The organism is Paracoccus sp. NIOT.M2S5SZ12 (genome assembly GCF_057748165.1).
On sequence record NZ_JBYLFR010000009.1, the window covers coordinates 93,870 to 119,218 of the forward strand.

The window sequence follows — 25,349 nt, forward strand, 5'->3', positions numbered from 1 at the left end:
CCCCTGAAATCATTGCATTGCAGACGGGCATAGCCTGCGCGCCGCCCTGCCGCAACCAAGGGGATTCGCTGCGGGCGCAAAGAAAACGGGGCCGCGCGGGCCCCGTCCTCTTCGTCAGCGGTGATGGCGGCGCGGCCTCAGCCGACCAGTTCCAGCCCCGAGAAGAAGAAGGCGATCTCTTCCTTGGCGGTGTCGGCGGCGTCCGAACCGTGGACCGAGTTCTCGCCCATGGACAGGGCGAATTCCTTGCGGATGGTGCCCTCGTCGGCATTGGCCGGGTTGGTGGCGCCCATCACCTCGCGGTTCTTGGCGATGGCGTTCTCGCCCTCCAGGACCTGCACGACGACCGGCTCGGAGGCCATGAACTCGACGAGCTCGCCATAGAAGGGACGGTCCTTGTGGACCTCATAGAACTTGCCGGCCTGGGCGGGCGACAGGTGGATGCGCTTGGAGGCGACGATGCGCAGGCCGGCCTCCTCGAACTTGGCGGCGATCTTGCCGGTCAGGTTGCGACGGGTCGCGTCGGGCTTGATGATCGAGAGGGTGCGTTCGATGGCCATGGTGTTCACCTTGTCTGCTGTGCGGACCGCGGCCCGCAGGAAATCCGCGCCCGGTTAGCAGGCTTGGCCCCGCGCGGCAAGCCGCGGCGATGCGGCATGCCTGCCGGAACCGGGCGCGCCGGGCCGGGCTTGACCCCGCAGCGACCGACGGAGACCCGATGCCCCACCCGACCCATCCCGACCCGACCCACACCCATCCGACCCCGCCGGGCCCGAAGCAGCCGGCCCCGGCCTCGCTGCGCCTCGTGGCGCTGATCGCGGCGCTGATCCTGCTGGCCGCGGCGGCGGTGTTCTGGTCGGGGCTGCTGCTGATGGGCTTTGCCGCGATCCTGATCGCCATCGCGCTGCGGGCCGGCGCGCGCGGGCTGCATGCGCTGACCGGCCTGCCGATGCGCGGCGGCGTGCCGGTGGTGCTGCTGGCGGTGCTGGCGCTGGCGGCCCTGGGCCTGCGCCTGGCCGGGCGGTCCGTCGCGGACCAGTTCGGACAGCTGGTTCAGACGCTGCCGCAATCCTGGCAGGCCGCGCGCGACACCCTGTCCGGCCTGCCCGGTGCGGACAGCCTTCTGGGCCGCATCGACGACGGGCTGCGCTCGGGCGAGATGGCGCAGCGCCTGCCCGACATGCTGGGCATGGTGCTGGGCGGGCTGAACTCGGCCCTGGGGGTGCTGTCCTCGGTGTTTCTCATGCTGATCCTGTCGGTCTATCTCGCGATGGAGGGCGACCTCTACCGCCGAGGGGCGATCCGGCTGGTGCCGATCCGGCACCGCCCCCGCGCCGCGCGGATCCTGGACGAGCTGGCCGGGCAGCTGGGCCGCTGGATGGCCGGGCAGGCGCTGGACATGATCATCGTCGCGGTGCTGGTGGGGGTGGGCCTGTGGCTGCTGGACGTGCCGCTGGCGCTGATCCTGGCAGTCATCGCGGGGCTGACCAACATCGTGCCGATCATCGGGCCGTTCCTGTCGGGGGGCGTCGCGGTGCTGGTCGCGCTGCCGCAGGGCCTCGACACGGCGCTGTGGGTGGCGGCCATGTTCACCGTGATCCAGGTGCTGGAGGGCGACGTGCTGATGCCGATGATCCAGAAATACGCGGTGGCCCTGCCGCCGGCCCTGACGCTGCTGGCGCTGATCGCGGTGGGCGCGCTGTTCGGCCCGGCGGCGGTGATCCTGGCCACGCCGCTGCTGATCGTGGCGATGCACCTGATCCGCCGCATCTATGTCGAGGACGTGCTGGGCGACGCTACGGACTGACCCCTCCCGGCGCCTGCGCGATTTTTTCCCACGGCCGCGGCAACAGTCATCGTGATTTCGACACATCCTGCGGTTAGGGTGGTCCGGACAGGGGTGCGGGGGCCGCCGGATGGAACCGTTCTGCAGGGGTCGCTATCGTGCCCGTCTGGCCGTGACGCCGGAGGACCTGCGCGCCTGCCAGCGGCTGCGCTGGCTGGCCTTCGTGGCGCGCACCGGCCAGCCCGATGACGGGCAGGCGCTGGACGCCGACGCCCTGGACCCCCTGTTCCGGCACATGCTGATCGAGGAGATCGCGACGGGCGCGCCCGTCGGCTGCTTCCGCTTCCTGCCGCTGGCGGGGGGCGGGCAGATCGGGCGCAGCTATGCCGCGCAGTTCTACGACCTGGGCGCGCTGGCCCAGTTCGACGGCCCGATGGTCGAGATGGGGCGGTTCTGCCTGCATCCCGACTGCCGCGACCCCGACGCGATCCGCCTGGCCTGGGGCGCCCTGGGCACGATCGTCGCGGCCGAGGGGGCCGAGATGCTGTTCGGCTGCTCCAGCTTCGCGGGATGCGACCCCGACGCCCATTCCGAAGCCTTCGCGATGCTCTGCGCGCGCCATCTGGCGCCGCGCCGCTGGCACCCGCGGGTCAAGGCGCCCGACGTGTTCCGCCTGGCCCGCGCCCTGCGGCTGCGCCAGCCCGATCCGCGCCGCGCGATGGCCGCCATGCCGCCGCTGCTGCGCAGCTATCTGGCGATGGGGGGATGGGTCAGCGACCATGCGGTCGTGGACCGCGCCCTGCACACCATGCATGTCTTCACCGGGGTCGAGATCCGCGCCATTCCCCCGACCCGCCGCCGCCTGCTGGACGCGCTCTCCGCCTGAGCGGACGCGACCAGCCCGTTTCGCGGGCAGTCTGCCCATGAAATCATCGGCGGGGGACTCGCTGCCCGCATTCGGGGCAGTCTGCCGCCGCGCCCCCGTTGACCTTGCCCAAGGCGCGGCGCCCTTTGCCTGCATGTTCGACAGCACGCCCCCATCCATCCGCATGCAGCGCAGCCAAGGGGCGGCGCATGTGGTCATGGGACCGCGCGGGCTGATCGACCTCGCGCAGCGCGGCTCGGCCAAGGCGATGCTGCCCCGCATGACCGCGGGCCTGCCCGAGATCGTGTTCCTGAACACCTCGGGCGGGCTGGCCTCGGGTGACGGGCTGTCCTTCGGCGTGGACCTTCGGGCGGGCGCGCGCGCCCTGGCCACGACCCAGACCGCCGAACGCGCCTATCGCGCGACGGGGGCGCAGGCGCGGGCCTCGGTCGCGCTCACGGTCGGGGCGGGTGCATGGCTGGACTGGCTGCCGCAGGAGACGATCCTCTATGACGGCGCCCGGCTGGAGCGCGACACCACCGTCGATCTGGCCCCCGATGCGGGCTGCCTGCTGCTGGAGATGCTGGTCCTGGGCCGCCTGGCCATGGGCGAACGCCCGACGCGGCTGCATCTGCGCGACCGCCGCGTGGTCCGCCGCGGAGGCCGCGTGATCCATCATGACGCGCTGGCGCTGGATGATGACGCGCTGGCCCGCCTCGGCGGCCCCGCCGTGACCGGCGGCGCGCCTGCCATGGCGACGCTGGCCATGATCGCGCCCCATGTGCCGGACCTGCTGGCCACGGCGCGCGCCGCGCTGGCCGAGCCGGGCGTCACCGCCGCCGCCAGCGCACCACCCGGCCGCCTGGTCATCCGCCTGCTGGCCGCCGATGGCTGGCCGCTGCGGCGGCAGATCAACCGACTGCTGCGCGTTCTGCGCCCCGATCCCCTTCCCCGCATCTGGCAGGTCTGACGATGAACCTTACCCCCCGCGAACGCGAGAAACTGCTGGTCTCGGTCGCCGCCATGGTGGCACGCGGCCGCCTGTCGCGCGGCGTCAAGCTGAACCACCCCGAGGCCATCGCGCTCATCACCGATTTCGTGGTCGAGGGCGCGCGCGACGGCCGCACGGTCGCCGACCTGATGCAGGCGGGCGCGCATGTGATCACAGCCGATCAGTGCATGCCCGGCATCCCCGCCATGATCGAATCCGTCCAGGTCGAGGCGACCTTTCCCGACGGCACCAAGCTGGTCACCGTCCACCACCCCATCCGCGAGGCCGCAGAATGAACGCCCTGATGAAACGCCTGACGCTTGCCGCCACCCTGCTGCCCTCGGCCGCGCTGGCCCATCCAGGCCATGTCCACGATGAGGGACAGTTCATGCACGGACTGGCCCACCCGGTGGGCGGGGCCGATCACCTGCTGGCGATGGTGGCGCTTGGCCTGCTGGCCGCGCAGCTGGGCGGGCGGGCGGTCTGGGCGCTGCCCCTGACCTTCGTGGGCGCGATGCTGGCGGGCGGCGCGATGGGCGCGGGCGGCATGGGCTTTCCGGCGGTCGAGCCGATGATCCTGGCCTCGGTCGTGATCCTGGGCGTGCTGGTCGCGATGGCCGCGCGCCTGCCCATGGCGGCGCTGGTCCCGATGGTGGCGGTCTTCGGCGCGGCCCATGGCTGGGCGCATGGGGCCGAGGGTCCGGCGACCGGCCTGCCCCTCTATGCGGCGGGCTTTGCGCTGGCGACGATGGCGCTGCATCTGGGCGGCATCGCCTTCGGCCGCCTGCTGTCGCGGGGGATGGAGCTGCGCGTCCTGGGCGGCGGCACCGCGCTGGCGGGCCTGGCCCTGGCGGTGGCGTGACATGGTCCCCGGAGAGATCCTGCCCGCCGAGGGCACCATCGCGCTGAACGCGGGGCGCGCGACGATCACGCTGATGATCGCCAATACCGGCGACCGGCCGATCCAGGTCGGCAGCCATTACCATTTCGCGGAAACCAACGCCGCGCTGGACTTCGACCGCGCGGCGGCGCGCGGCATGCGGCTGGCCATCCCCGCAGGCACCGCCGTGCGGTTCGAGCCGGGCCAGTCGCGCGAGGTCACGCTGGTCGCCTACGCGGGCGACCGCATCGTGCACGGCTTTCGCGGTCAGATCGGGGGTGCGCTGTGACGACGCTATCGCGCGCCGATTACGCGGCGCTCTACGGCCCCACCACCGGCGACCGCATCCGCCTGGCCGACACCGAGATCATCATCGAGGTCGAGCGCGACCTGACCATCCCCGGAGAGGAGGTCAAGTTCGGCGGCGGCAAGGTCGTCCGCGACGGCATGGGCCAAAGCCAGATCACCCGCGAAGGCGGCGCGATGGACACGGTCATCACCGGCGTCGTGGTCTTCGACCATCAGGGCATCGTCAAGGCCGATGTGGGCCTCAAGGACGGGCGCATCGCGGGCATCGGCAAGGCCGGCAACCCCGACACCCAGCCCGGCGTGACCCTGATCATCGGCCCCGGCACCGAGATCATCGCCGGAGAAGGCCGCATCCTGACGCCCGGCGGCTTCGACTGCCACATCCACTACATCTGCCCGCAGCAGGTGGACCACGCGCTGCATTCGGGCGTCACGACGCTGCTGGGCGGCGGCACCGGCCCCGCGCACGGCACGCTGGCCACGACCTGCACGCCGGGGCCCTGGCACATCGCCCGCATGCTGGAGGCCTGCGCCGACCTGCCGGTCAATATCGGCATCGCGGGCAAGGGGAATGCCAGCATCAAGGCGCCGCTGGAGGAGCAGATCCGCGCCGGCGCCTGCGCGCTGAAGCTGCACGAGGATTGGGGCACCACGCCCAAGGCCATCGACACCTGCCTGTCGGTCGCCGACGCGATGGACGTGCAGGTGATGATCCACACCGACACGCTGAACGAATCGGGCTTTGTCGAAGACACGATGGCCGCCATCGCGGGCCGCACCATCCACGCCTATCACACCGAAGGCGCGGGCGGCGGGCATGCCCCCGACATCATCCGCATGGTCGGCATGGCGAATGTGCTGCCGTCGTCGACCAATCCCACGCGCCCCTACACCGCCAACACGGTGGAGGAGCATCTGGACATGCTGATGGTGTGCCACCACCTGGATCGCCGCGTCCCTGAGGACGTGGCCTTTGCCGAGAGCCGCATCCGCAAGGAGACCATCGCGGCCGAGGACATCCTGCACGACCTGGGCGCGTTTTCGGTGATCTCGTCGGACAGCCAGGCGATGGGCCGGATCGGAGAGGTCATCACCCGCACCTGGCAGACGGCATCGAAGATGCGCCAGCAGCGTGGGCGGCTGGAGGAGGAGCAGGGCCAGAACGACAACATCCGCGCCCGCCGCTATATCGCGAAATACACGATCAACCCGGCCATCGCGCATGGGGTCAGCGGCCATATCGGCTCGATCACGCCCGGCAAGCGCGCCGATCTGGTCCTGTGGTCGCCCGCCTTCTTCGCGGCCAAGCCCGAGATGGTGCTGGTCGGCGGCCAGATCAGCGTGGCGCAGATGGGCGATCCGAACGGCTCGATCCCGGTGCAACCGATCTTCTCCCGGCCGATGTGGGGGCACAACCGCCGGGCCTCGGCGCTGTTCCTGTCGCGTGCCGGTCTGGAGGCCGGGGCCGGAGAGGCGCTGTCCAAGACCCTGATCGCCGTCGAGCATACCCGCGACATCGGCAAGCGCGACATGGCGATGAACGACGCCATGCCGGTAATCGAGGTCGATCCCGAGACCTATGAGGTCCGCGCCGATGGACAATTGTTAACTTGCGAGCCTGCGACGGAACTGCCGCTGGCGCAGCGCTATTTCCTCTTCTGAGGGAGAACCCCACCATGATCGCAACCGCACATTCCATCATCCGCAACGCCCCGGCGCCCTTCGATGCCGAGGTGCATCTTGACTACGAAGGCCGCCTGCTGCGCCGCAAGCGTTTGTCCTGCGAGGGGGGCGACTTCATGGTCGACCTGCCCGAGGTCACCAGTCTGGACGACGGCGACGCGTTCGAGCTGTCCGACGGCCGTCAGGTCGTGGTGCGCGCCGCGGCCGAGCCGGTGCTGGTCATCCGCGGTAACCTGCCCCGGCTGGCCTGGCATATCGGCAACCGCCACACCCCCTGCCGGATTGAGGCCGATCGCCTGATCATCCGCCAGGACCACGTGCTGGAGGCGATGCTGAAGCAGCTGGGCGCGGACATGTGCCGCAAGGACATGCCCTTCCGCCCCGAAGGCGGCGCCTACGGCCATGGCCGCACCTTCGGCCACGACCACGGGCCCGCCACGCACCATCCCCATGGCGCGGGCGAACATGTGCATGCCCATGCGGAAGGCCACGCCCATGCGCATGTCCACGGCCACAGCAACGGCCATGCGGGACATCACAGCCACGCGCATGACCACGCCTGAGGCGGCCCGCCTGACCCTGTCGCAACTGCTGTCGCCCGCCTTTCCGGTGGGCGGCTTTGCTTGGTCGCAGGGCCTGGAATACGCGATTGACGCGGGATGGGTGACGCGGGCGACGCTGCCGGAATGGCTGGCCGACTGGCTGGATCACGGCGCGGGCTGGTCCGATGCCGTTCTGCTGTCGCTGGCGCTGCGTCCGGGGGCCGACCATGCCGATCTGGACGATCTGTCCCGCGCCGCCTGCATGAGCAGCCAGCGCCAGACCGAGACCACCGAGCAGGGTGCGGCCTTCGCCGCCAACATGGCCGCGCTGACCGGGTCGCCGCAGCCGCCCGTGTCCCTGCCCGTCGCCATGGGCCGCGCCTGCGCCGCCCTGCCCCTGCCTCCGGCAGAGATCATCGCGGCCTTCCTGCAGGCGCAGGCGGCGGCGCTGATCAGCGCGGCGGTGCGGTTCCTGCCCTTGGGCCCGGTCGAGGGGCAGCGGATGCTGGCGACCCTGCAGCCCGCGATCCTGGAACGCGCCGCCCGCGCCGTCACGGCCACGCCCGAGGATCTGACCAGCGCCACCTGGGGCGCCGACATCGCCGCGATGGCCCACGAAACCATGACAACGAGGATCTTCCGCTCATGAGCCATAACGGCCCCCTCCGCGTCGGCATCGGCGGTCCCGTCGGCGCCGGCAAGACGACGCTGACCGAACAGCTGGCCCGCGCGCTGGCCCCCCGCCTGTCGATGGCCGTCGTCACCAACGACATCTATACCCGCGAGGATGCCGAGGCGCTGATGCGCGCCCAGGTCCTGCCCGTGGAACGCATCCGCGGGGTCGAGACCGGCGGCTGCCCCCATACCGCGATCCGCGAGGATGCCAGCATCAACCTCGCCGCCATCGCCGACCTGAACGCGGCCTTCCCGGATCTGGAGCTGATCCTGATCGAATCGGGCGGCGACAACCTCGCCGCGACCTTCAGCCCGGAACTGGCCGATCTGACGATCTATGTGATCGACACGGCCGCCGGGCAGGACATCCCGCGCAAGCGCGGCCCGGGCTTGGCGCGCTCCGACCTCCTGGTGGTGAACAAGACCGATCTGGCGCCGCATGTCGGCGTCGATGCGGTTCTGCTGGAAAAGGATGCACATGAGGCGCGCGGCCCGCGCCCCGTCGTCATGGCCCAGCTGCGCCACGGCCGCGGCGTAGAGCAGATCGTCGATTTCCTGATCGAACAGGGTGGCCTGACACCCCGCGCGGCCTGAGATTGCCCGGCGGGCGGGCATCTGCCGCGCCCGCCGCCCAAGACCGCGCCAGTCGCTGCGCGACGCAGGCGCGGACTGCTGAAATCCTGTCCAACTGCCCGATTCTGCCGTCTTTCTGCACCTGCGAAGGCCGTGCGCCTTCCCAAGGACAACAGGGACACCGGCCAACGCGCCGGGGGGAAAAGGGTAACGATGACCAGGCTGACGAAGATCCTGATGCTGACCAGCGCCCTGACGCTGGCCCATGCCGCCCATGCCCAGGCACCGGAGGGCGAACCGATCAAGATCGGCGTGCTGCATTCGCTGTCGGGCACCATGGCGATTTCCGAGACGACGCTGAAGGACACGGTCCTGATGCTGGTCGAACAGCAGAACGCCAAGGGCGGCGTGCTGAGCCGGCCGCTGGAGGCGGTGGTCGTCGATCCGGCCTCCGACTGGCCGCTGTTCGCCGAGAAGGCGCGCGAGCTGCTGACCGTCAGCGACGTGGACGCGATCTTCGGCTGCTGGACCAGCGTCAGCCGCAAGTCGGTCCTGCCGGTGATCGAGGAGCTGAACGGCCTGCTGTTCTATCCGGTCCAGTACGAGGGCGAGGAATCGTCCAAGAACGTCATCTATACCGGCGCCGCCCCGAACCAGCAGGCGATCCCCGCCGTCGACTACATGCGCGACGAGCTGGGCGTGGAGAGCTGGGCGCTTCTGGGCACCGACTATGTCTATCCGCGCACCACGAACAACATCCTGGACGCCTATCTGAAGGACAACGGCGTCGCGGCCGAGGACATCTTCGTCAACTACACCCCCTTCGGGCATTCCGACTGGTCCAAGATCGTGGCCGATGTCGTGGCGCTTGGCGCGGGCGGCAAGAAGGTGGGCGTCGTCTCCACCATCAACGGCGACGCGAATGTGGGCTTCTACAAGGAGCTGGCGGCGGCGGGCGTGTCGGCGGACGACATCCCGGTCATGGCCTTCTCCGTGGGCGAGGAGGAGCTGTCGGGCTTGGATACGACCAACCTGGTCGGCCATCTGGCGGCCTGGAACTACTTCCAGAGCGCCGAATCGGACGCCAACACCGCCTTCATCGAGGAGTGGAAGGCCTTCACCGGCGATGCGGACCGCGTGACCAACGACCCGATGGAGGCCACCGTCATCGGCTTCAATGCCTGGGTCGCGGCGGTCGAGGCGGCGGGCACCACCGATGTGGACCCGGTGCTGGACGCGATCGTCGGCGTCGAGGTGCCGAACCTGACCGGCGGCACCGCCACCGTGCTGCCCAACCACCACATCACCAAGCCCGTCCTGATCGGAGAGATCCGCGAGGACGGCCAGTTCGACATCGTCAGCGAAACCGAGCCGGTGCCGGGCGACGCCTGGACCGACTTCCTGCCGGAATCGGCGGTGCTGGAGGCCGACTGGCCGGGCAAGGACTGCGGCATGTTCAACACGGAAACGGACAGCTGCGTCCAGGTCCAGTCGAACTACTGACGTGACGGCCGGGCGGCCCCGCGCCGCCCGGCCCTTCGTGCGAAGGAAGCCCCCGTGATCCGCCATCGTCTTCTTGCCTGCGCGCTTGCGCTGATCCTGCCGTGGTCGGCGCAGGCCAACCCGGCCCTGCAGGCCGTCATCGACGCGAACCTGGACCAGATCGAACGCCCCTCGCGCCAGACGGTCGGCCCGCTGGTCGAGGAGATCGCCGCGACCGGCCCCGAGGGGCTGGCGATGCTGCAGGCCTGGGCCGACCGCAGCCTGGGGCTGACGGGGACCGGCCGACTGCTGATCATGGACGGTGACGCGGCCACGGACGCTGTGACCGGCGACGCGGTCGCGGGTGCCGATCCGCGCATGCTGCGCCCCAATTCCGGCGTGCGCGGCGTGATCGAGGCGGCGCTGGCCGCGGGCGCGCTGAGCGACCCCGACCCCGCGCGGCGCGCGGCCGCGCTGCAGTCGCTGGAACGCGGCGCGGCGCCCGACCAGCTGCCGCTGCTGCGGGCGGCCCTGGACGATCCCGACCCGGTGCTGGCGGCGCGCAAGGCGCGGCTGGAACGCCTGCTGACCATCCAGCACGACCCCGACAGCGCCGCCCGCGTCGCCGCGATCGAGGAGATGGCGGGCGACGTGGGCCTGGATTTCCGGGCCGCGCTGAACCCGCTTCTGGTGACCCGCGCGGTGGTGGCCCCCGACACGCCGCCCGGCGCCAATGTCGCGCGCGAGCTGTCCCCCGGCGACGCGGGCCTGCCGCGCGAGGCGGCCCTGGCCCAGCTGGTCCAGCAGGACCTGCTGCAGCCGCCATTGTCGGGTGCCGATCAGCGCGCGGCGCTGGCCGCCAACATCACCGACGGGGCGGTGGCGGGCGTGCCCGTGGACCAGCTGTCCGACCAGGCCGCCCGCGACCGCGCCTATCAGGCGCTGGAGGCGGCGGGCGCCGTCCCCCCCGCCGCGACCGAGACCGAGATCCAGGCCGCCCTGGACGCCAGCCGCTTCTTCGAGGTCTATGCCGAACCCGACCCCGCCGTGACGGACGCGGCCAAGGCCGCCCAGATCCGCGCCCAGGTCCGCCTTGGCGCGATGACCGGGATCGACCTGGGGCTGGACGCGCTGTCGCTGGCCTCGATCTATTTCCTGGCGGCCATCGGACTGGCCGTCACCTTCGGCGTCATGCGGGTCATCAACATGGCGCATGGCGAATTCATCATGATGGGCGCCTATACCGCCTACACGGTCCAGACCGTCATCGCGGATCGCACCCTGTCGCTGGTGGTGGCGCTGCCCCTGGCCTTCGCGGTCACCGCGCTGGCGGGGGTGGTCCTCTATCGCCTGGTGATCCGGCATCTGGCCAACCGCCCGCTGGAGACGCTGCTGGCGACCTTCGGCGTCTCCATCGCGCTGCAGCAGCTGGCCAAGAACATCTTCGGCACCCAGGCCCGGCCCCTGACCGCCCCTGCCTGGCTGGAGGGCTCGATCACCGTGAACGACGTCATCGGCATCAGCGCGATCCGGGTGGCGATCTTCGTGCTGGCGCTGATGTTCCTGGCGCTGTTCCTGTTCATCATGAAGCGCACCCGCTTGGGCCTGGAGGTCCGCGCCGTCACCCAGAATCCCGGCATGGCGGCGTCCATGGGCATCAACCCCGACCGCATCGCCATGATGACCTTCGGCCTGGGATCGGGCATCGCGGGTATCGCGGGCGTGGCCATCGGCCTCTTCGCGCAGGTCACGTCCGAGATCGGCCAGCAATACATCGTCCAGAGCTTCATGACCGTGGTCGTGGGCGGGGTGGGCAACATCTGGGGCACGCTGGCCGGCGCCGCGCTGATCGGCGGGCTGTCCAAGGTGATCGAGTTCATGAACCCCGCCAACACCCTGGCCGCCCAGACCTTCATGATCCTCTTCATCATCATCTTCATCCAGTTCCGGCCGCGCGGGATCATCCCGCAGCGCGGTCGCGCGGCCGAGGCGTAAGACATGACCCGAACCCCCTTCATCCTGAGGAATCCGTCGGTCCTGGCGATGCTGGCCGGACTGGCTGTGCTGACGCTGGTCGTCACGCTGACCAGCCAAGCCTATGGCACCGGCGCGCTGCCGACATCGACGGTCAAGATCCTGGGCATGACGCTGTGTCTGGCACTGGCGGCGGTCGCGATGGACCTGGTCTGGGGCTATCTGGGCATCCTGTCCCTGGGGCAGATGGCCTTCTTCGCGCTTGGCGGCTACATGATCGGGCAGTGGCTGATGTATGCGCGGACCGAGGGCATCGTGCTGGCCCAGCTGCAGCAGTCGCCCATTCCCCCCACCCCGGCCGAGGTCCAGGCCGCCGTGACCAACCAGATCTTCGGCGTGGTGGGCAGCGCCGACCTGCCCTGGGCCTGGTGGCTGGCGCATTCGCTGACCGCGCAGCTGATCCTGGTCGTCGCGGTGCCGGGGCTCCTGGCGCTGGTCTTCGGCTGGCTGGCCTTCCGGTCCCGCGTCAACGGCGTCTATCTGTCGATCCTGACCCAGGCCATGACCCTGGCCCTGGCGCTGTGGCTGTTCCAGAACGACAGCGGGTTCCGGGGCAACAACGGCCTGTCGGGCCTGCAGAACCTGCCCGGCCTGGACCATGTCGATCAGGCGACGCTGTCGGTCTGGTTCCTCTGGGCCTCGGCCGCGGCGCTGGCGCTGTTCTACGTCCTGGCGGCCTGGCTGGTCGGCGGCAAGTTCGGCAGCGTGGTCCGCGCCATCCGCGACGACGAGACGCGCGTGCGCTTCCTCGGCTATCCGGTCGAGGGGTTCAAGCTGGTCGTCTTCACCCTGGCCGCGATGATCACCGCCATCGCCGGCGCGCTGTACTATCCCCAGGCCGGGATCATCAACCCGGCCGAGATGATGCCCATCGCCTCGATCTACTTGGCGGTCTGGGTGGCGATCGGCGGGCGCGGGCGGCTTTACGGCGCGGTCGTGGGGGCGGTGGTCGTGTCGCTGCTGTCCAGCTGGTTCACCGGCGGGCGGGCGCCGTCGATCCACCTGCCGGGATACGTGGTCAACTGGGTCGACTGGTGGCAGGTGGCGCTTGGGCTGTCCTTCGTGCTGGTCACGCTTTACGCGCCCAAGGGCATCGCGGGTCTGGTCGATCTCATGCCCCGCAAGGGGGGTCGGGCATGAGCGCGCTTCTGGAAGTCCGCGGCATCAGCAAGACCTTCGACGGATTCCGCGCCATCAACGACCTGTCCTTCGCCATCAACGCGGTCGAGCTGCGCGCCGTGATCGGGCCGAACGGCGCGGGCAAGACCACCTTCATGGACATCGTGACCGGCAAGACCCGTCCCGACACGGGCGAGGTCCTGTGGGGCGAGGAGTCGCGCTCGCTGCTGAAGCTCTCCGAGGCGCAGATCGCCCGCGCCGGGATCGGCCGCAAATTCCAGCGCCCCACCGTCTTCGAGGACCAGTCGGTCGCGGCCAACCTGACCATGGCGCTGCGCGCCGCGCGCGGGCCCTTCGCGGTGCTGCGTTGGCGGCCCACGGCGGCCTCGGAGGCGCGGGTGGCGGAACTGGCCGCCGAGGTGGGTCTCTCCGAGGCGCTGGAGCGGCGCGCGGGCGATCTGAGCCACGGCCAGAAGCAGTGGCTGGAGATCGGGATGCTGCTGGCCTCGGACCCGCGGCTGCTGCTGGTGGACGAACCCGCCGCCGGCATGACCCTGGCCGAGCGGGAACAGACCACGACGCTGCTCTGCCGCCTGGCCGAGAGCCGCGCGGTGGTGGTGGTCGAACATGACATGGATTTCGTGCGCCGCCTGAACTGCAAGGTGACCGTGCTGCATCAGGGGTCGGTCCTGGCCGAGGGGTCGCTGGACCATGTCACCCGCAATCCCGACGTCATCGACGTCTATCTGGGGAGATAGGACATGCTGGAGGCCAGGGGCCTGACCCTGCATTACGGCGGCAGCCGGATCCTGCACGGGATCGACCTGGAGGCGCGGGCCGGGGAGGTCACCTGCGTGATGGGCAATAACGGCGTGGGCAAGACCAGCCTCATGGCCCTTCTGGCCGGCAGGCATCCCCGATCGGGCGGAGAGATCATCTTCGACGGCAAGCCCCTGGGCCGGATGTCGGCGCAGCGGCTGGCGCGGATGGGCGTGGGCTATGTGCCGCAGGGACGGGCGATCTTTCCCATGCTGACGGTGCGCGAGAACCTGGAGACGGGCTTTGCCTGTCTGCCCCGGTCCGAGCGGCGCATTCCCGAGGCGATCTTCGAGAGCTTTCCGGTCCTGGCCGAGATGGCGCATCGGCGCGGCGGCGATCTGTCGGGCGGCCAGCAGCAGCAGCTGGCCATCGCGCGGGCGCTGATCACCCGGCCGCGCCTCCTGCTGCTGGACGAGCCGACCGAGGGCATTCAGCCCAACATCATCGCCCAGATCGGCCGGGTCATCGCGGGGTTGCGCGACCGGGGCGACATGGCCATCGTGCTAGTCGAGCAGTATTTCGACTTTGCCTGGGATCTGGGCGACCGCTTCCTGGTGATGGAGCGCGGGCGGGCGGTGCTGCAGGGGGCCAAGCGCGATCTGGCGCGGGCGGACCTGCATGCGCGGCTGGCGGGACACGCCGCGGCGTAGGGTCGTTGCCGCGGGCGGAGGCCGGGGGGCTGCCTGCCCCCCGGACCCCCCGGCCGAGCCTGCGCAAGCTGGGTGCGGATCAGCGCTTGCGCTCCCACCGGCCCGACTCCTCGGACCAGTATTCGGCCTCGACCCCGGCGCCGGTCAGTTCGCGCCACTGGTCGCGCGCGCGGGCCATGGCCGCCCCGTCGCCGCCGTCGAAGAGGATGCAGCACCGCTCCAGCCCCGCGACCTGATCCGGGGCGACCGCCACACCGTCCAGCGCCATCAGGCAGGCCGGGCCGTTGGCGGCCGCCTGATCCGGCAAGGTCAGCAGCACCGGCTGGCGCGCGTCATGCGGCCCGCCCGCCAGGCCGTGGGGCAGGAAGCCGTCGCCCTGCCACAGCTGCTGGTCCAGCGTCTCCAGCCGGGAGGGATCGGCGGCGCGCAGCTCGACCCGCCAGCCGGCGGCCAGCGCCTTGGTCAGCAGCACCGGCAGCAGCGCCTCGGCCGGGGAGCGGGTCAGGTGATAGAACAGCGCCTTGCCCATCTCACCACCCCGCCCCCGGCTGGACGCCGGTCACGCGCCCTCGTAGCCGTCGCGGATCATCCGGTCGAGGGTCATGACCCCCCAGCCCGAGGCCCCCTTGGGCGCCAGATCGGTGCCCCCCGGCGGCAGGGCCACGCCCGCGATGTCGATATGCGCCCAAGCCTGCCCCTCGCGGATGAAGCGCTGCAGGAACTGCGCCGCGGTGATCGAGCCCGCCGCGCGCCCGCCGGTGTTCTTCATGTCGGCCAGGCGGCAGTCGATCAGGCTGTCATAGGCCTTGCCCAGGGGCAGGCGCCAGGCGCCCTCGCCCTCGGCCTGGGCGGCCGAGAGGATCTGGCCCGCCAGCGCGTCGTCATTGGAGAAGACGCCCGCATTGTCATGGCCGAGCGCGATGATCACCGCGCCGGTCAGCGTCGCCAGATCGACGATGGCGCGGGGCTGATAGGTCTGTTGCGCGTACCAGAGCACGTCGGCCAGCACCAGGCGGCCTTCGGCATCGGTGTTCACGACCTCGATCGTGTCGCCCTTCATCGACTTCAGGATGTCGCCGGGGCGATAGGCGCGACCGTCGGGCATGTTCTCGACCAGGCCCACCAAACCCACGACATTGGCCTTGGCGCGGCGCAGCGCCAGGGCGCGCATGGTGCCCGCGACGACGCCCGCGCCGCCCATGTCCATGGTCATCTCCTCCATGCCCGCGCCGGGCTTGATCGAGATGCCGCCGGTGTCGAAGACGACGCCCTTGCCGACCAGGGCCAGCGGCGCCTCGTCGCCGCCGCCGTTCCAGCGCATCACCACCACCTTGGAGGGCGATTCGCTGCCCTGACCCACGGCCAGCAGGGCGCGCATGCCCAGGGCGGCCAGCTGATCCTCCTCCAGCACCTCGACCTCCAGGCCGATCTCCTGCATGGCCAGCAGGCGGTCGGCAAAGTCGCTGGTGGTCAGCACGTTGGCGGGCTCGTTCACCAGGTCGCGGGTGAAGAACACGCCCTCGGCCACGGCGGCGGCATCTTGGGCGGCCTTGGCCAGCGCCTCGGGGTCCTTGACCATAACGGTCACGCGGGCCTTGTCGCCGATGGGCGCATCCGCGGCCTCGGGCGCGTCGGCGGCCTGGGCGTCGTCCAGAACCGCGTTGCCGGCGGCGGTCTCGGCCTCGGGGACCATCCCGTCGCCCGCGGCGGGGCTGACCGGGGCGGGCGCGGGCCTGGTCTTGTAGACCGAGAAGTCATAGCCGCGCAGCGCCAGCCCGAAGGCCAGATCGCCCGCGCGCTTGTGATTGCCCGCCAGGATCAGCGTGTGACCCCGGCCCAGCTTGGCGCCCAGGGCGGCCCCGGCGCGGCGCGCCTCGGCCTGGGTGGCGGTCGCGGGCAGCATCACCAGGACCAGCGCCTCGGCGGCCATGCCGGCGGGAAAGGCCAGCTCCAGCACCTGCCCCGGCTTCAGCGCCTTGCCGGCCTTGGAGGCCAGCGCGCGGGCGGCGGCCTCGCGCGCGGGGCGCGGCAGGCGGCCGGGCAGCTTGTCCGGGCCGGTCAGCACCAGCGCGACGCGGCCCTCATGGCCGGCCAGCGCCTCGGGGGCGGTTTCGGTGAAACTGATTTCGACGGGCTGGGTCATCGGTCTTCCTTCCGTTCGGGTGCCCGTGACCCTAGCCCCCGCTCCGGCCCTTTTCCAGAGCCGCCCTTGCGGCTAAGCAGGACGGAACGTCACGCCAAGGACCATCCATGCCGCGCATCGACCGATACATCCTGGGGCAGCTGCTGACGCTGTTCGGGTTCTTTGCTCTGGTGCTGGTCTCCGTCTACTGGATCAACCGGGCGGTCAGCCTGTTCGACGATCTGCTGAACGACGGCCAGACCGCCCTGGTGGTTCTGGAGTTCACGGCGCTGACGCTGCCGCTGGTCATCTCGGTCGTGCTGCCGGTGGCGGCATTCGCGGCGACGGCCTACGGCACCAACCGCCTGGCCGGCGAATCCGAACTGGTCGCGATGCAGTCGGCGGGCCTGGGGCCGTGGCGGCTGGCGCGGCCGGTGCTGGTCTTCGGCGTCTTCGTGGGGGTGATGGTCGCGGTGCTGGTCCACGGGCTGGTGCCCATGGCCCGCGCCCGCCTGTCCGACCGCAGCGCCGAGATCGCCGAGAACGTGACCGCGCAGTTCCTGCGCCCCGGCAGCTTTCAGTATCCGGTCCGCGGGGTGACGCTGTTCATCCGCGACGTGGCGGGCGACGGCCGCCTGCTGGACCTGTTCATCGAGGATGCGCGCGACCCCGCGGCCCAGGTCACCTATACCGCGCAGGAGGCGCTGGTGGTGCGGGCCGAGGCCGGGCCGGTGCTGGTCCTGCTGGAGGGCCTGTCACAGACCCTGCGCCCCGGCGACGGCACCCCCAGCCTGGAGGTCACGCGATTCGCCGAACTCAGCTATGACATGGCGGGCATGTTCGCGGGCGAGGGCGACCGGGGGCGCGACCTGCGCGACTATGGCACGCCCACCCTGCTGGCCGCGCCGCCCGCCCTGCTGGAGGCCACGGGCGCCAGCGCGGGCGATGCGCGGCGCGAGGCGCATGAACGGCTGGCCCAGCCCCTGCTGTCGCCGGTCGCCGCGATGCTGGGCTTTGCCACGCTGATGATCGGGGGGTTCTCGCGCTTCGGGGTCTGGCGGCAGGTGGGTTGGGCGGTGCTGGGGCTGATCGGGGTGCAGTTCCTGTCCAACGCCGCCGCCAACCAGGTGGGCCGGGACGCAGACCTGTGGCCGCTTCTGTACCTGCCCGCGCTGCTGGGCGCCGCGCTCTGCGCGGGGCTGTTGTGGCTGGCCGCGCGACCGCGCGGACCCAGGGGGAGTGCGCGATGATCCTGGCGCAATATGTGGCGCGGCGCTTTCTGCGCGCCTTCCTGCTGGTCGCGGGGGTGTTCCTGCTGATCCTGTTCCTGATCGACATGATCGAGATCATCCGCCGCTTCTCGGGGCGCGGCATCGGGCTGGCGGGGGCGGCGCGGCTGGCGGGGCTGAACATCGCCGGCAGCTTCTATTCCATCCTGCCGCTGATGACGGTGCTTGCCGGGATCATGCTGTTCCTCGGGCTGGCCCGCAGCTCCGAGATGGTGGCGATCCGTGCCTCGGGTCGCTCGGGGCTCAGGGTCGTGCGCGCGCCGGTGGCCACGGCTGTGCTGCTGGGCGCGCTGGCCGTGGGGCTTCTGAACCCGCTGGTGGCCGCGACCGGCTCGCTCTACGACGATGCGGTGGCCGAGATCGACCGCGCGGGCAGCCAGACCGTCAGCCTGGGCGACAGTGCCGTCTGGCTGCGCCAGGCCCTGCGCGTGAACGGGGAGGAGGCGGGCCAGGTGGTGATCCGCGCCCGCCGCGCCAGCCCGGACGCGGTGACGCTCTACGACGCAAGCTTCCTGGTCTTCGACGCCGAGGCCGGTCCCGTCCGCCGCATCGAGGCGCGCGAGGCGCGGCTGACGCCCGGGGCCTGGGACCTGCGCGAGGTCAGCGACTTTCCCCTCGACCGGCCCAACCCGCAGGCGGCGGTGACGCGCAGCGCGGCCATGACGCTGGCCTCGGACCTGACGGCGCAGCGCATCCGCGAGGGGTTCGGACGCCCCGAATCGGTGCCGGTCTGGCAGCTGCCGCAGTTCATCGCCGGGCTGGAGCGGGCGGGCTTTTCCGCCGCCCGCCACAAGGTCTGGTTCCAGATGGAGCTGGCCCGGCCCTTCCTGATGGGCGCGATGGTGCTGATCGCCGCGGCCTTCACCATGCAGCATGTGCGTGGCCGCAATACCGGGGCGGCGGTGCTGATGGCCTTCGGCGCGGGGATCGCGCTGTTCTTTCTGCGCAATCTGGCGCAGGTTCTGGGGGATAACGGGCAGATCCCGCCGGTCATGGCGGCTTGGACCCCGCCCCTCGTCGGCGCGATGCTGGCCCTGGGGCTGATCCTGAGACGGGAGGACGGATGAGCGTGCGCTGGAACACCCGCCTGATGCTGCGGGCCGGGGTGGCGCTGATCGCGCTGTCCGGGCCACTGGCCGCGCAGTCCATATTCGATGGTGACGGCGCGATGGGCGTCACGCCCCTGACCGGCATGCCCGGCGCCTCGCTCTATGACGGGGTGACGGCGCTGGCGCCCGAATCGGACGTGCTGGGCAGCAACCCGGTGGGCGACCGCACGCCCACCCCGCAGGACCCGGCCACCGCCGCCCCCGATGCCCGCGTGACCCTGCCCGGCGCCGCGACGCCCGGCACCGGTACGGGACCGGCAACGGTGCTGGCCGACCAGGTCCTGCTGCAGCAGGACCGGACCCTGATCGCGGCGGGCGGCGTGGTGGTCTGGCACCAGGGCGCGCGGCTGGTCGCCGAGCGCATCACCGTGGACGGAGAGACCGGCGACCTGACGATCGAGGGGCCGATCCACCTGTCCCGCCCCGGCAGCACCGACCCCGAGACCGACGCCATCCTGATCGCCGACAGCGCCCAGCTGGACCGCGAACTGCAGGACGGCATCGTGCTGGGCGCGCGGCTGGTCCTCGCGCGCGAGTTGCAGCTGGCCGCCACCCGGCTGGAGCGCCGCCAGGACGGGCGCATCAGCCAGCTGGACAATGTCGTGGCCTCCAGCTGCCGCATCTGCGCGGGCGATCCGACCCCCCTGTGGGAGATCCGCGCCCGCAGCATCGTCCACGATGCCGAGACGCGGCTGATCACCTTCGACCGCCCGCAGCTGCGCGCCTTGGGCGTGCCGCTGGCCTATGCGCCCTTCCGCGTGACCGCGCCCGACCCGACCGTGGACCGCCGCTCGGGCTTTCTGCGGCCCGAGGTGCGCACGACCTCGGGCCTGGGCTTCGGGGTCAAGCTGCCCTATTTCCAGACCCTGGGCGACAGCGCCGACCTGACCCTGACCCCCTATGTCAGCCGAAGCCGCACCCGCACGCTGGAGCTGCGCTATCGTCAGGCCTTCGCCACGGGCGCGACCGAATGGAACGGCGCCATCAGCCGCGACGACCTGCGCGAGGGCGAGACGCGCGGCTATGTCTTCGGGGCGGCGCAGTTCCTGCTGCCGCGCGACTATCGCCTGGCGCTTCAGGTCCAGCAGGCCAGCGACCGCGCCTATCTGCTGGACTACGGCATCACCGATGCCGACCGGCTGTGGAGCGGCGTCAGCCTGGAGCGGGTGCGCCGCGACAAGCTGTTCTGGGGCCGGGTCGGCAATTACGAATCGCTGCGCGAGGACGAGGACAACGCGACCTCGCCCACGCAGGTCGCCGACGCGATCTGGCTGCGCCGCGTGACCCCGCGCCTGATCGGGGGCGAGGCGCTCTTGGAATGGTCGGCCCATGCGCATCGGCGCCCCTCGGACGACGACATCGTGGGGCGCGACGTGGCGCGGGCCTCGGTCGGGGTGGACTGGCGGCGCAGCCGCATCCTGCCCGGGGGCGTGGTGGCGGCGGCGCTGGCCGGGCTGGACGCGGATCTCTACCGCATCGCGCAGGACGACCGCTTCGACGACGTGGTGACCCGCGTCGATCCGCAGGTGGGGGTCGAGCTGCGCTGGCCCCTGGCGGGCGGCTCGGGCGCCGCCACCCATGTGGTCGAGCCGGTGGTCCAGATCCTCTATTCCCCGCATGGGCGCGACGACGACATCCCGAACGAGGACAGCCGCCTGATCGAGTTCGACGAGGGCAACCTCTTCTCCGACAACCGCTTTCCGGGCTGGGACGCGCGCGAGACCGGGCTGCGCGCCAATGTGGGCGCGAGCTGGACGCGGATCGACCCGACCGGCTGGAGCCTGGGCGTCACCGGCGGGCGCATCCTGCGGGCGCGCGACGCGGACAACCTGGACGAGGACAGCCCCCTGGGCGGCCGGTCGTCGGACTGGCTGCTGGCGGCGCATTACGACAGCGGCACGGGCCTGGCCATCGCCAACCGCGCGCTGTTCGACGATGCCGCGCGGATCTCGCGCAACGAGCTGCGGGTGGGCTGGCTGCGGCCCGACCTGAACCTGTCGGCGGGCTACATCTGGATCGACCGCGACGAGGACGAGGGCCGCGCCGTCGATGCCTCCGAGCTGGCCGCCAATGTCGGCTGGCAGATCGCCCCCGGCTGGTGGGGCGAGGCCGAGACGCGCTATGACTTCTCGGCCGACCGGGCGCAGCGCGCGGCATTGCGCGTGGCCTATCGCAACGAGTGCATTACGCTGGAGACGGGCCTCTCGCGGCGCTTCTCCAGCAGCGACCTGCTGCGGGCCGAGACTAGCTTCGATCTGTCGGTGCGCCTTGGGGGGTTCGGCGCGCAAGAGAACGGCCCCGGCACGGTGGCGCGCCGGAACTGCATGCGCTAAGTTGCGCACCAAGGACCAGATGAGGGCAAAAATGCGGCATTTCCTTTCGGGTATCGCTTTGGCGGCGGTCATCGCCACCGGGGCCGCGGCGCCAGTGGCGGCGCAGAACCTGTTCGCGCCCGTCGTCTATGTGAACGACAGCGCCGTGACCGCCTATGAGGTCGATCAGCGGATGCGGTTCCTGCAGGTCATCGGCGCCCCCGATGCCAGCGCCGCCGCCGCCGAACAGGCGCTGATCGACGACCGGCTGCGCGTGCAGGCCGCCCGCCAGATCGGCATCGAGATCACCCCGGAGGGCCTGCAGGAGGGTCTTGAGGAATTCGCGGGCCGCGCCGGGCTGGACGCCGCCTCCTTCATCGCCCAGTTGGAACGCGCGGGCATCGAGGAGGGCGTTTTCCGCGACTTCGTCGAGGCCGGCACCGTCTGGCGCGAGGTCGTGCGCGCCCGCCTGCTGAGCCGCATCGAGATCACCGATGCCGAGATCGACCAGGCGCTGCAGCGCGTGATCGAGACCCCGATCATCGACCGCGTCCTTCTGTCCGAACTGATCATCCCCGCTCCTCCGGGCCAAGAGGCGCAGGCCCTGCAGCTGGCCGAACGCATCTCGGGCTCGCGCCCGACCGAGGCGCAGTTCGCCGAGGCCGCGCGCCAGTATTCGGCCACCCCCTCGGCCGAGGCCGGCGGGCGGCTGGAGATGCTGGCCCTGGACGACCTGCCGCCCAGCCTGCGCCCGATCATCGCCGGGCTTCAGCCGGGCCAGACCACGCCCCCCCTGCCGGTCGAGGGCGCGGTGGTGCTGTTCCACCTGCGCGACGCGCAGGGCACGCTGCGCCCCGGCGCGCGCGAACAGCTGCTGGAATACCTGACGCTGCGGGTCGCCTCGACTACCGAGGCGGCGCGGTTGGCCTCGGTCGTGCAGGGCTGCGACGACCTCTTCGTGCAGGCCGGCGAAGCGTCCGCCGCCGTGCAGCGCCAGACCCTGTCGCAGGGCGCGATCCCGCAGCTGATCGCGGCGCGGCTCGCCTCGCTGGACGCCGGAGAGGCGGGCGTGGTCCCGGCCGGGGCGGCGGCCGACGTGGTCGTGCTGTGCTCGCGCCAGCCGGCCCTGGCCGCCCAGGCCCAGGTCGCCACGACCGCCCTGCCCGATGACGGGGTCGAGGCCGCGATCCCGCAATCCGCGACCCCCGGCATCCCCTCGCGCGATCAGGTCCGCGACCAGCTGTTCAACACGCGCATCAACACCGCCGCCGAGGGGCTTCTGGCCGATCTGCGCGCCGACGCGATCATCCGGCGCCCCTGATGGCGCGCGTCCTGCTGACCTGCGGCGAACCGGCGGGCGTCGGTCCCGAACTGGCACCCCTGGCCTTGGCCGCGGGCGCCGACATCGTCTGGATGGGCGATCCGCGCCACCTGCCCCAAGGCACCGCCTGGACCCCGGTGGCGACCCCGGGCGACGCCGTGCCCCGCGGCCACCTGCCGGTCCTGCGCCATGACTTCGCGGGCCCCGCCACGCCCGGCCGCCCCGACCCGGCCCATGCCGCGGACGTGATCGCGGTCATCGCCCGCGCGGTCGATCTGGCGATGACGGGCGAGGTCGCGGCGATCTGCACCGCCCCGATCAGCAAGGAGGCCCTGATCCGCGGCGCAGGCTTTGCCTTCCCGGGCCATACCGAGTTCCTGGCGCATCTGGCGGGCGACGTGCCGGTGGCGATGATGCTGGCCTCGACGACGGTGACGCCGCCCTGCCGCGTGGTGCCCGCGACGATCCACATCCCGCTGGCGGAGGTGCCCGCGGCCCTGACCGAACAGGCGCTGGAACAGGCGATCCGCCTGACCCATGCCGCGCTGATCCGCGACTTCGGCCTCTCCGCCCCCCGCATCGCGGTGGCCGGTCTTAACCCCCATGCGGGCGAGGGCGGCATGATGGGCACCCAGGACCGCGACCTGATCGCGCCGCTGATCGCGCGGCTGCGCGCCGAGGGCCTGCACGTCACCGGCCCCCATCCGGCGGACACGATGTTCCACGCCCCGGCACGCGCCCGCTATGACGCGGCCGTCGCCTGCTATCACGACCAAGGCCTGATCCCCATCAAGACGCTGGATTTCGACGGCGGCGTGAACGCGACGCTTGGCCTGCCCTTCATCCGCACCTCGCCCGATCACGGCACCGCCTTCGACATCGCGGGCAAGGGCTTGGCCGATCCCTCATCGACCATCGCCGCCCTGCGCCTGGCCGCCGACATGGCCGCCGCCCGCGCGCTTCCTCTTCACGACAATACCCTCAGGGGGTCGCCGGACGGGCGCCATCGGTCCGAGGCCCGACCGGCGACGGGCAGAATGCCCCCAGCATCCGGCAAGGCACCATGATCGACGACCTCCCCCCCCTGCGCGAGGTGATCGCCACCCACGACCTGCGCGCGAAAAAGCAGCTGGGCCAGAACTTCCTCCTGGACCTGAACCTGACGCACAAGATCGCGCGGCAGGCGGGCGAGCTGACCGGCTGCGACGTGCTGGAGGTGGGCCCCGGTCCCGGCGGACTGACCCGCGGCCTTCTGGCCTGCGGCGCGCGCCATGTGCTGGCCATCGAAAAGGACCCCCGCGCCCTGCCCGCGCTGGCACAGATCGCGGAGGCCTATCCGGGCCGCCTGACCGTCATCAACGGCGACGCGCTGGAGATCGACCCGCTGGCGCATCTGACGCCGCCCATCCGCATCGCCGCGAACCTGCCCTACAACGTGGGCACCGAACTGCTGATCCGCTGGCTGACGCCAAAGGACTGGCCGCCCTTCTGGCAGTCCCTGACGCTGATGTTCCAGCGCGAGGTGGCCGAACGCATCGTGGCCCGTCCGGGATCGAAGGCCTATGGCCGTCTGGCGCTGCTGGCGCAATGGCGCGCGGATGCGCAGATCATGATGTCCCTGCCGCCCGAGGCCTTCGTGCCCGCGCCCAAGGTCCATTCGGCGGTTGTCCACCTGACCGCCCTGCCCGCGCCGCGCTTTCCCGCCGATGCGTCGGTCCTGTCGCAGGTGACGGCGGCGGGCTTCAACCAGCGCCGCAAGATGCTGCGCGCCAGCCTGAAATCCCTGCATCCGCAGATCGAGGCTCTGCTGGAAGAGGCGGGCATCCCCCCCACCGCCCGCGCCGAGGAGATCGACCTGGAACGCTTCTGCGCGCTGGCCCGCCTGCTCAAGGCCGCGCGGCAGGGCTGACCCCCGAACGAAAAAGGGCGCACCCGCAGGCGCGCCCTCTCCCCTTCAGATCAGCAGAGGCTCACTCCGCCTCGCCCTCGCGCGGGGCGGCGGGGACGGGCTTGCGACGGCTGCGCGCCGGGGCGGCGACTTCGCCACCTTCGGCCGGCGCGGCCGGACGCGGGGCGCGGCTGCGGGGCGCGCGGCTGCGCACGGGCTTCGGCGCGGCATCGGGCGCGCTCTCGACGGGCTGGACGGCCGGGGCGTCGGTCTCGGGCGTGTGGACGGGGGCTGCACCGTCCTCGTCGCGGGCCGAGATCACGTCGGGCAGTGTCGGCTGCTCATCCTGCGGCGCCGGCCGCGCCTCGCGGAAGCCGCCGTCGCGCGGCGCATTGTCGCGACCCTGATTCTCGCGGCTCTGGTCCCGCTGCTGATCGCGGCCCTGATCGCGCTGATGGTCACGCTGCCCGTCGCGGTTCTGCCCGTCGCGGTTCTGGCCGTCACGCTGGTCGCGGTGACCGCCATTGCCGTTGCCATTGCCGTTCTGGTGATAGCCGTGACCGCCCTGATGGTCGTCGTCGCGGCCCTGGCCCTGCTGGCCCTGGCGCTCGGCCATCTCACGGTTCGCCTCGCCCAGCATCCGGGTATAGTGCTCGGCGTGCTGCAGGAAGCTCTGTTCCGCCACGCGGTCATGGGACAGCTGGGCGTCGCGGGCCAGCGTCAGGTACTTCTCGATGATCTGCTGGGGGGTGCCGCGCACCTTGCCCTCGGGTCCCGAGCTGTCGAAGACGCGATTGGTGATGTTCCCCAGCGTACGCTGGCGGTTCGATTTGCTACGCGAGCGGGATTTTGATGATCTCATCAGTCTTGTCTGCAAGGTTTCCGGGCGTCGGGGTGCCA

General features: G+C 71.3%; 25 protein-coding genes. 21 read left to right on the forward strand and 4 right to left on the reverse strand.

From position 1 onward, the window contains the following. Positions 1-137: 137 nt before the first annotated feature. Positions 138-560, reverse strand: a complete 423-nt coding sequence (ndk, locus tag AC2SGK_RS10190) for a nucleoside-diphosphate kinase (protein ID WP_045981761.1) — start codon at positions 558-560, stop codon at positions 138-140. A gap of 158 nt (positions 561-718) precedes the next feature. On the opposite strand from ndk, the gene AC2SGK_RS10195 reads away from it, so the two are divergent. From AC2SGK_RS10195 to urtE, 15 genes are all read left to right on the forward strand, one after another. Continuing rightward, a complete protein-coding gene (locus tag AC2SGK_RS10195) occupies positions 719-1,807 on the forward strand; it encodes an AI-2E family transporter (protein WP_488323438.1) in 1,089 nt (362 codons plus the stop codon). Positions 1,808-1,916: 109 nt separating this feature from the next. Then, a complete protein-coding gene (locus AC2SGK_RS10200) occupies positions 1,917-2,672 on the forward strand; it encodes a GNAT family N-acetyltransferase (RefSeq protein WP_488323439.1) in 756 nt (251 codons plus the stop codon). 133 nt (positions 2,673-2,805) lie between these two features. After that, positions 2,806-3,621: an urease accessory protein UreD gene (locus AC2SGK_RS10205; protein WP_488323440.1), complete on the forward strand. Its 816-nt coding sequence runs from the start codon at positions 2,806-2,808 to the stop codon at positions 3,619-3,621. A 2-nt stretch (positions 3,622-3,623) separates the two neighbouring features. Beyond that, a complete protein-coding gene (locus AC2SGK_RS10210) occupies positions 3,624-3,938 on the forward strand; it encodes an urease subunit gamma (protein WP_411837665.1) in 315 nt (104 codons plus the stop codon). A gap of 8 nt (positions 3,939-3,946) precedes the next feature. Further along, entirely contained in the window at positions 3,947-4,504 is a 558-nt protein-coding gene (locus tag AC2SGK_RS10215) for a HupE/UreJ family protein (RefSeq protein WP_488323441.1), read from the forward strand. 1 nt (position 4,505) lies between these two features. After that, positions 4,506-4,811, forward strand: coding sequence for an urease subunit beta (locus tag AC2SGK_RS10220; RefSeq protein ID WP_488323442.1), 306 nt, complete (start codon positions 4,506-4,508; stop codon positions 4,809-4,811). Continuing rightward, the gene (gene ureC / locus AC2SGK_RS10225; protein WP_488323443.1) at positions 4,808-6,493 is read left to right on the forward strand and encodes an urease subunit alpha; all 1,686 of its coding nucleotides are present in this window, start codon (positions 4,808-4,810) and stop codon (positions 6,491-6,493) included. Before AC2SGK_RS10220 ends, ureC begins: the two co-directional genes overlap by 4 nt. A gap of 14 nt (positions 6,494-6,507) precedes the next feature. Beyond that, entirely contained in the window at positions 6,508-7,077 is a 570-nt protein-coding gene (locus AC2SGK_RS10230; protein WP_488323444.1) for an urease accessory protein UreE, read from the forward strand. Beyond that, positions 7,040-7,705, forward strand: a complete 666-nt coding sequence (locus AC2SGK_RS10235; RefSeq protein WP_488323445.1) for an urease accessory protein UreF — start codon at positions 7,040-7,042, stop codon at positions 7,703-7,705. The genes AC2SGK_RS10230 and AC2SGK_RS10235 overlap by 38 nt, the downstream gene beginning before the upstream one ends. After that, positions 7,702-8,325: an urease accessory protein UreG gene (gene ureG / locus AC2SGK_RS10240; RefSeq protein ID WP_488323446.1), complete on the forward strand. Its 624-nt coding sequence runs from the start codon at positions 7,702-7,704 to the stop codon at positions 8,323-8,325. Before AC2SGK_RS10235 ends, ureG begins: the two co-directional genes overlap by 4 nt. A 216-nt stretch (positions 8,326-8,541) precedes the next feature. After that, on the forward strand, positions 8,542-9,807 hold the full coding sequence (gene urtA / locus AC2SGK_RS10245; protein WP_488323507.1) for an urea ABC transporter substrate-binding protein: 1,266 nt from the start codon (positions 8,542-8,544) through the stop codon (positions 9,805-9,807). Positions 9,808-9,861: 54 nt separating this feature from the next. Continuing rightward, positions 9,862-11,781: an urea ABC transporter permease subunit UrtB gene (gene urtB, locus AC2SGK_RS10250; protein ID WP_488323447.1), complete on the forward strand. Its 1,920-nt coding sequence runs from the start codon at positions 9,862-9,864 to the stop codon at positions 11,779-11,781. Positions 11,782-11,784: 3 nt separating this feature from the next. Further along, positions 11,785-12,960 carry an urea ABC transporter permease subunit UrtC gene (urtC, locus tag AC2SGK_RS10255; protein ID WP_488323448.1) on the forward strand — a complete coding sequence of 392 codons (1,176 nt, stop codon included), beginning with the start codon at positions 11,785-11,787 and terminating at the stop codon, positions 12,958-12,960. Beyond that, a complete protein-coding gene (gene urtD, locus AC2SGK_RS10260; RefSeq protein WP_488323449.1) occupies positions 12,957-13,697 on the forward strand; it encodes an urea ABC transporter ATP-binding protein UrtD in 741 nt (246 codons plus the stop codon). Before urtC ends, urtD begins: the two co-directional genes overlap by 4 nt. A gap of 3 nt (positions 13,698-13,700) precedes the next feature. Then, positions 13,701-14,408 (forward strand): urea ABC transporter ATP-binding subunit UrtE, encoded by a 708-nt coding sequence (urtE, locus tag AC2SGK_RS10265; protein WP_488323450.1) that lies wholly within the window; start codon positions 13,701-13,703, stop codon positions 14,406-14,408. A gap of 79 nt (positions 14,409-14,487) precedes the next feature. Here the strand turns inward: urtE and AC2SGK_RS10270 are convergent, their stop codons facing one another. Continuing rightward, on the reverse strand, positions 14,488-14,937 hold the full coding sequence (locus AC2SGK_RS10270) for a DNA polymerase III subunit chi (protein ID WP_488323451.1): 450 nt from the start codon (positions 14,935-14,937) through the stop codon (positions 14,488-14,490). A 30-nt stretch (positions 14,938-14,967) separates the two neighbouring features. Beyond that, positions 14,968-16,551, reverse strand: a complete 1,584-nt coding sequence (locus AC2SGK_RS10275) for a leucyl aminopeptidase (RefSeq protein WP_488323452.1) — start codon at positions 16,549-16,551, stop codon at positions 14,968-14,970. A gap of 107 nt (positions 16,552-16,658) precedes the next feature. Between AC2SGK_RS10275 and lptF the strand changes: the two genes are divergently transcribed. The 6 genes from lptF to rsmA are packed head-to-tail and all read left to right on the forward strand — an operon-like array spanning position 16,659 to position 24,470. After that, positions 16,659-17,780, forward strand: coding sequence for an LPS export ABC transporter permease LptF (gene lptF, locus AC2SGK_RS10280; RefSeq protein ID WP_488323453.1), 1,122 nt, complete (start codon positions 16,659-16,661; stop codon positions 17,778-17,780). Next, positions 17,777-18,886: an LPS export ABC transporter permease LptG gene (gene lptG, locus AC2SGK_RS10285; RefSeq protein ID WP_488323454.1), complete on the forward strand. Its 1,110-nt coding sequence runs from the start codon at positions 17,777-17,779 to the stop codon at positions 18,884-18,886. Before lptF ends, lptG begins: the two co-directional genes overlap by 4 nt. Next, entirely contained in the window at positions 18,883-21,261 is a 2,379-nt protein-coding gene (locus AC2SGK_RS10290) for an LPS-assembly protein LptD (RefSeq protein WP_488323455.1), read from the forward strand. The genes lptG and AC2SGK_RS10290 overlap by 4 nt, the downstream gene beginning before the upstream one ends. A gap of 31 nt (positions 21,262-21,292) precedes the next feature. Continuing rightward, the gene (locus tag AC2SGK_RS10295; protein ID WP_488323456.1) at positions 21,293-22,561 is read left to right on the forward strand and encodes a peptidylprolyl isomerase; all 1,269 of its coding nucleotides are present in this window, start codon (positions 21,293-21,295) and stop codon (positions 22,559-22,561) included. After that, positions 22,558-23,628, forward strand: a complete 1,071-nt coding sequence (gene pdxA, locus AC2SGK_RS10300; RefSeq protein ID WP_488323508.1) for a 4-hydroxythreonine-4-phosphate dehydrogenase PdxA — start codon at positions 22,558-22,560, stop codon at positions 23,626-23,628. Before AC2SGK_RS10295 ends, pdxA begins: the two co-directional genes overlap by 4 nt. Next, positions 23,625-24,470, forward strand: a complete 846-nt coding sequence (gene rsmA / locus AC2SGK_RS10305) for a 16S rRNA (adenine(1518)-N(6)/adenine(1519)-N(6))-dimethyltransferase RsmA (RefSeq protein WP_488323457.1) — start codon at positions 23,625-23,627, stop codon at positions 24,468-24,470. Before pdxA ends, rsmA begins: the two co-directional genes overlap by 4 nt. 61 nt (positions 24,471-24,531) lie before the next feature. On the opposite strand, the gene AC2SGK_RS10310 is transcribed toward rsmA, so the two are convergent. Continuing rightward, complete coding sequence (locus tag AC2SGK_RS10310; RefSeq protein ID WP_488323458.1) at positions 24,532-25,311, reverse strand: DUF4167 domain-containing protein; 780 nt, start codon at positions 25,309-25,311, stop codon at positions 24,532-24,534. Between the last annotated feature and the right edge of the window lie 38 nt (positions 25,312-25,349).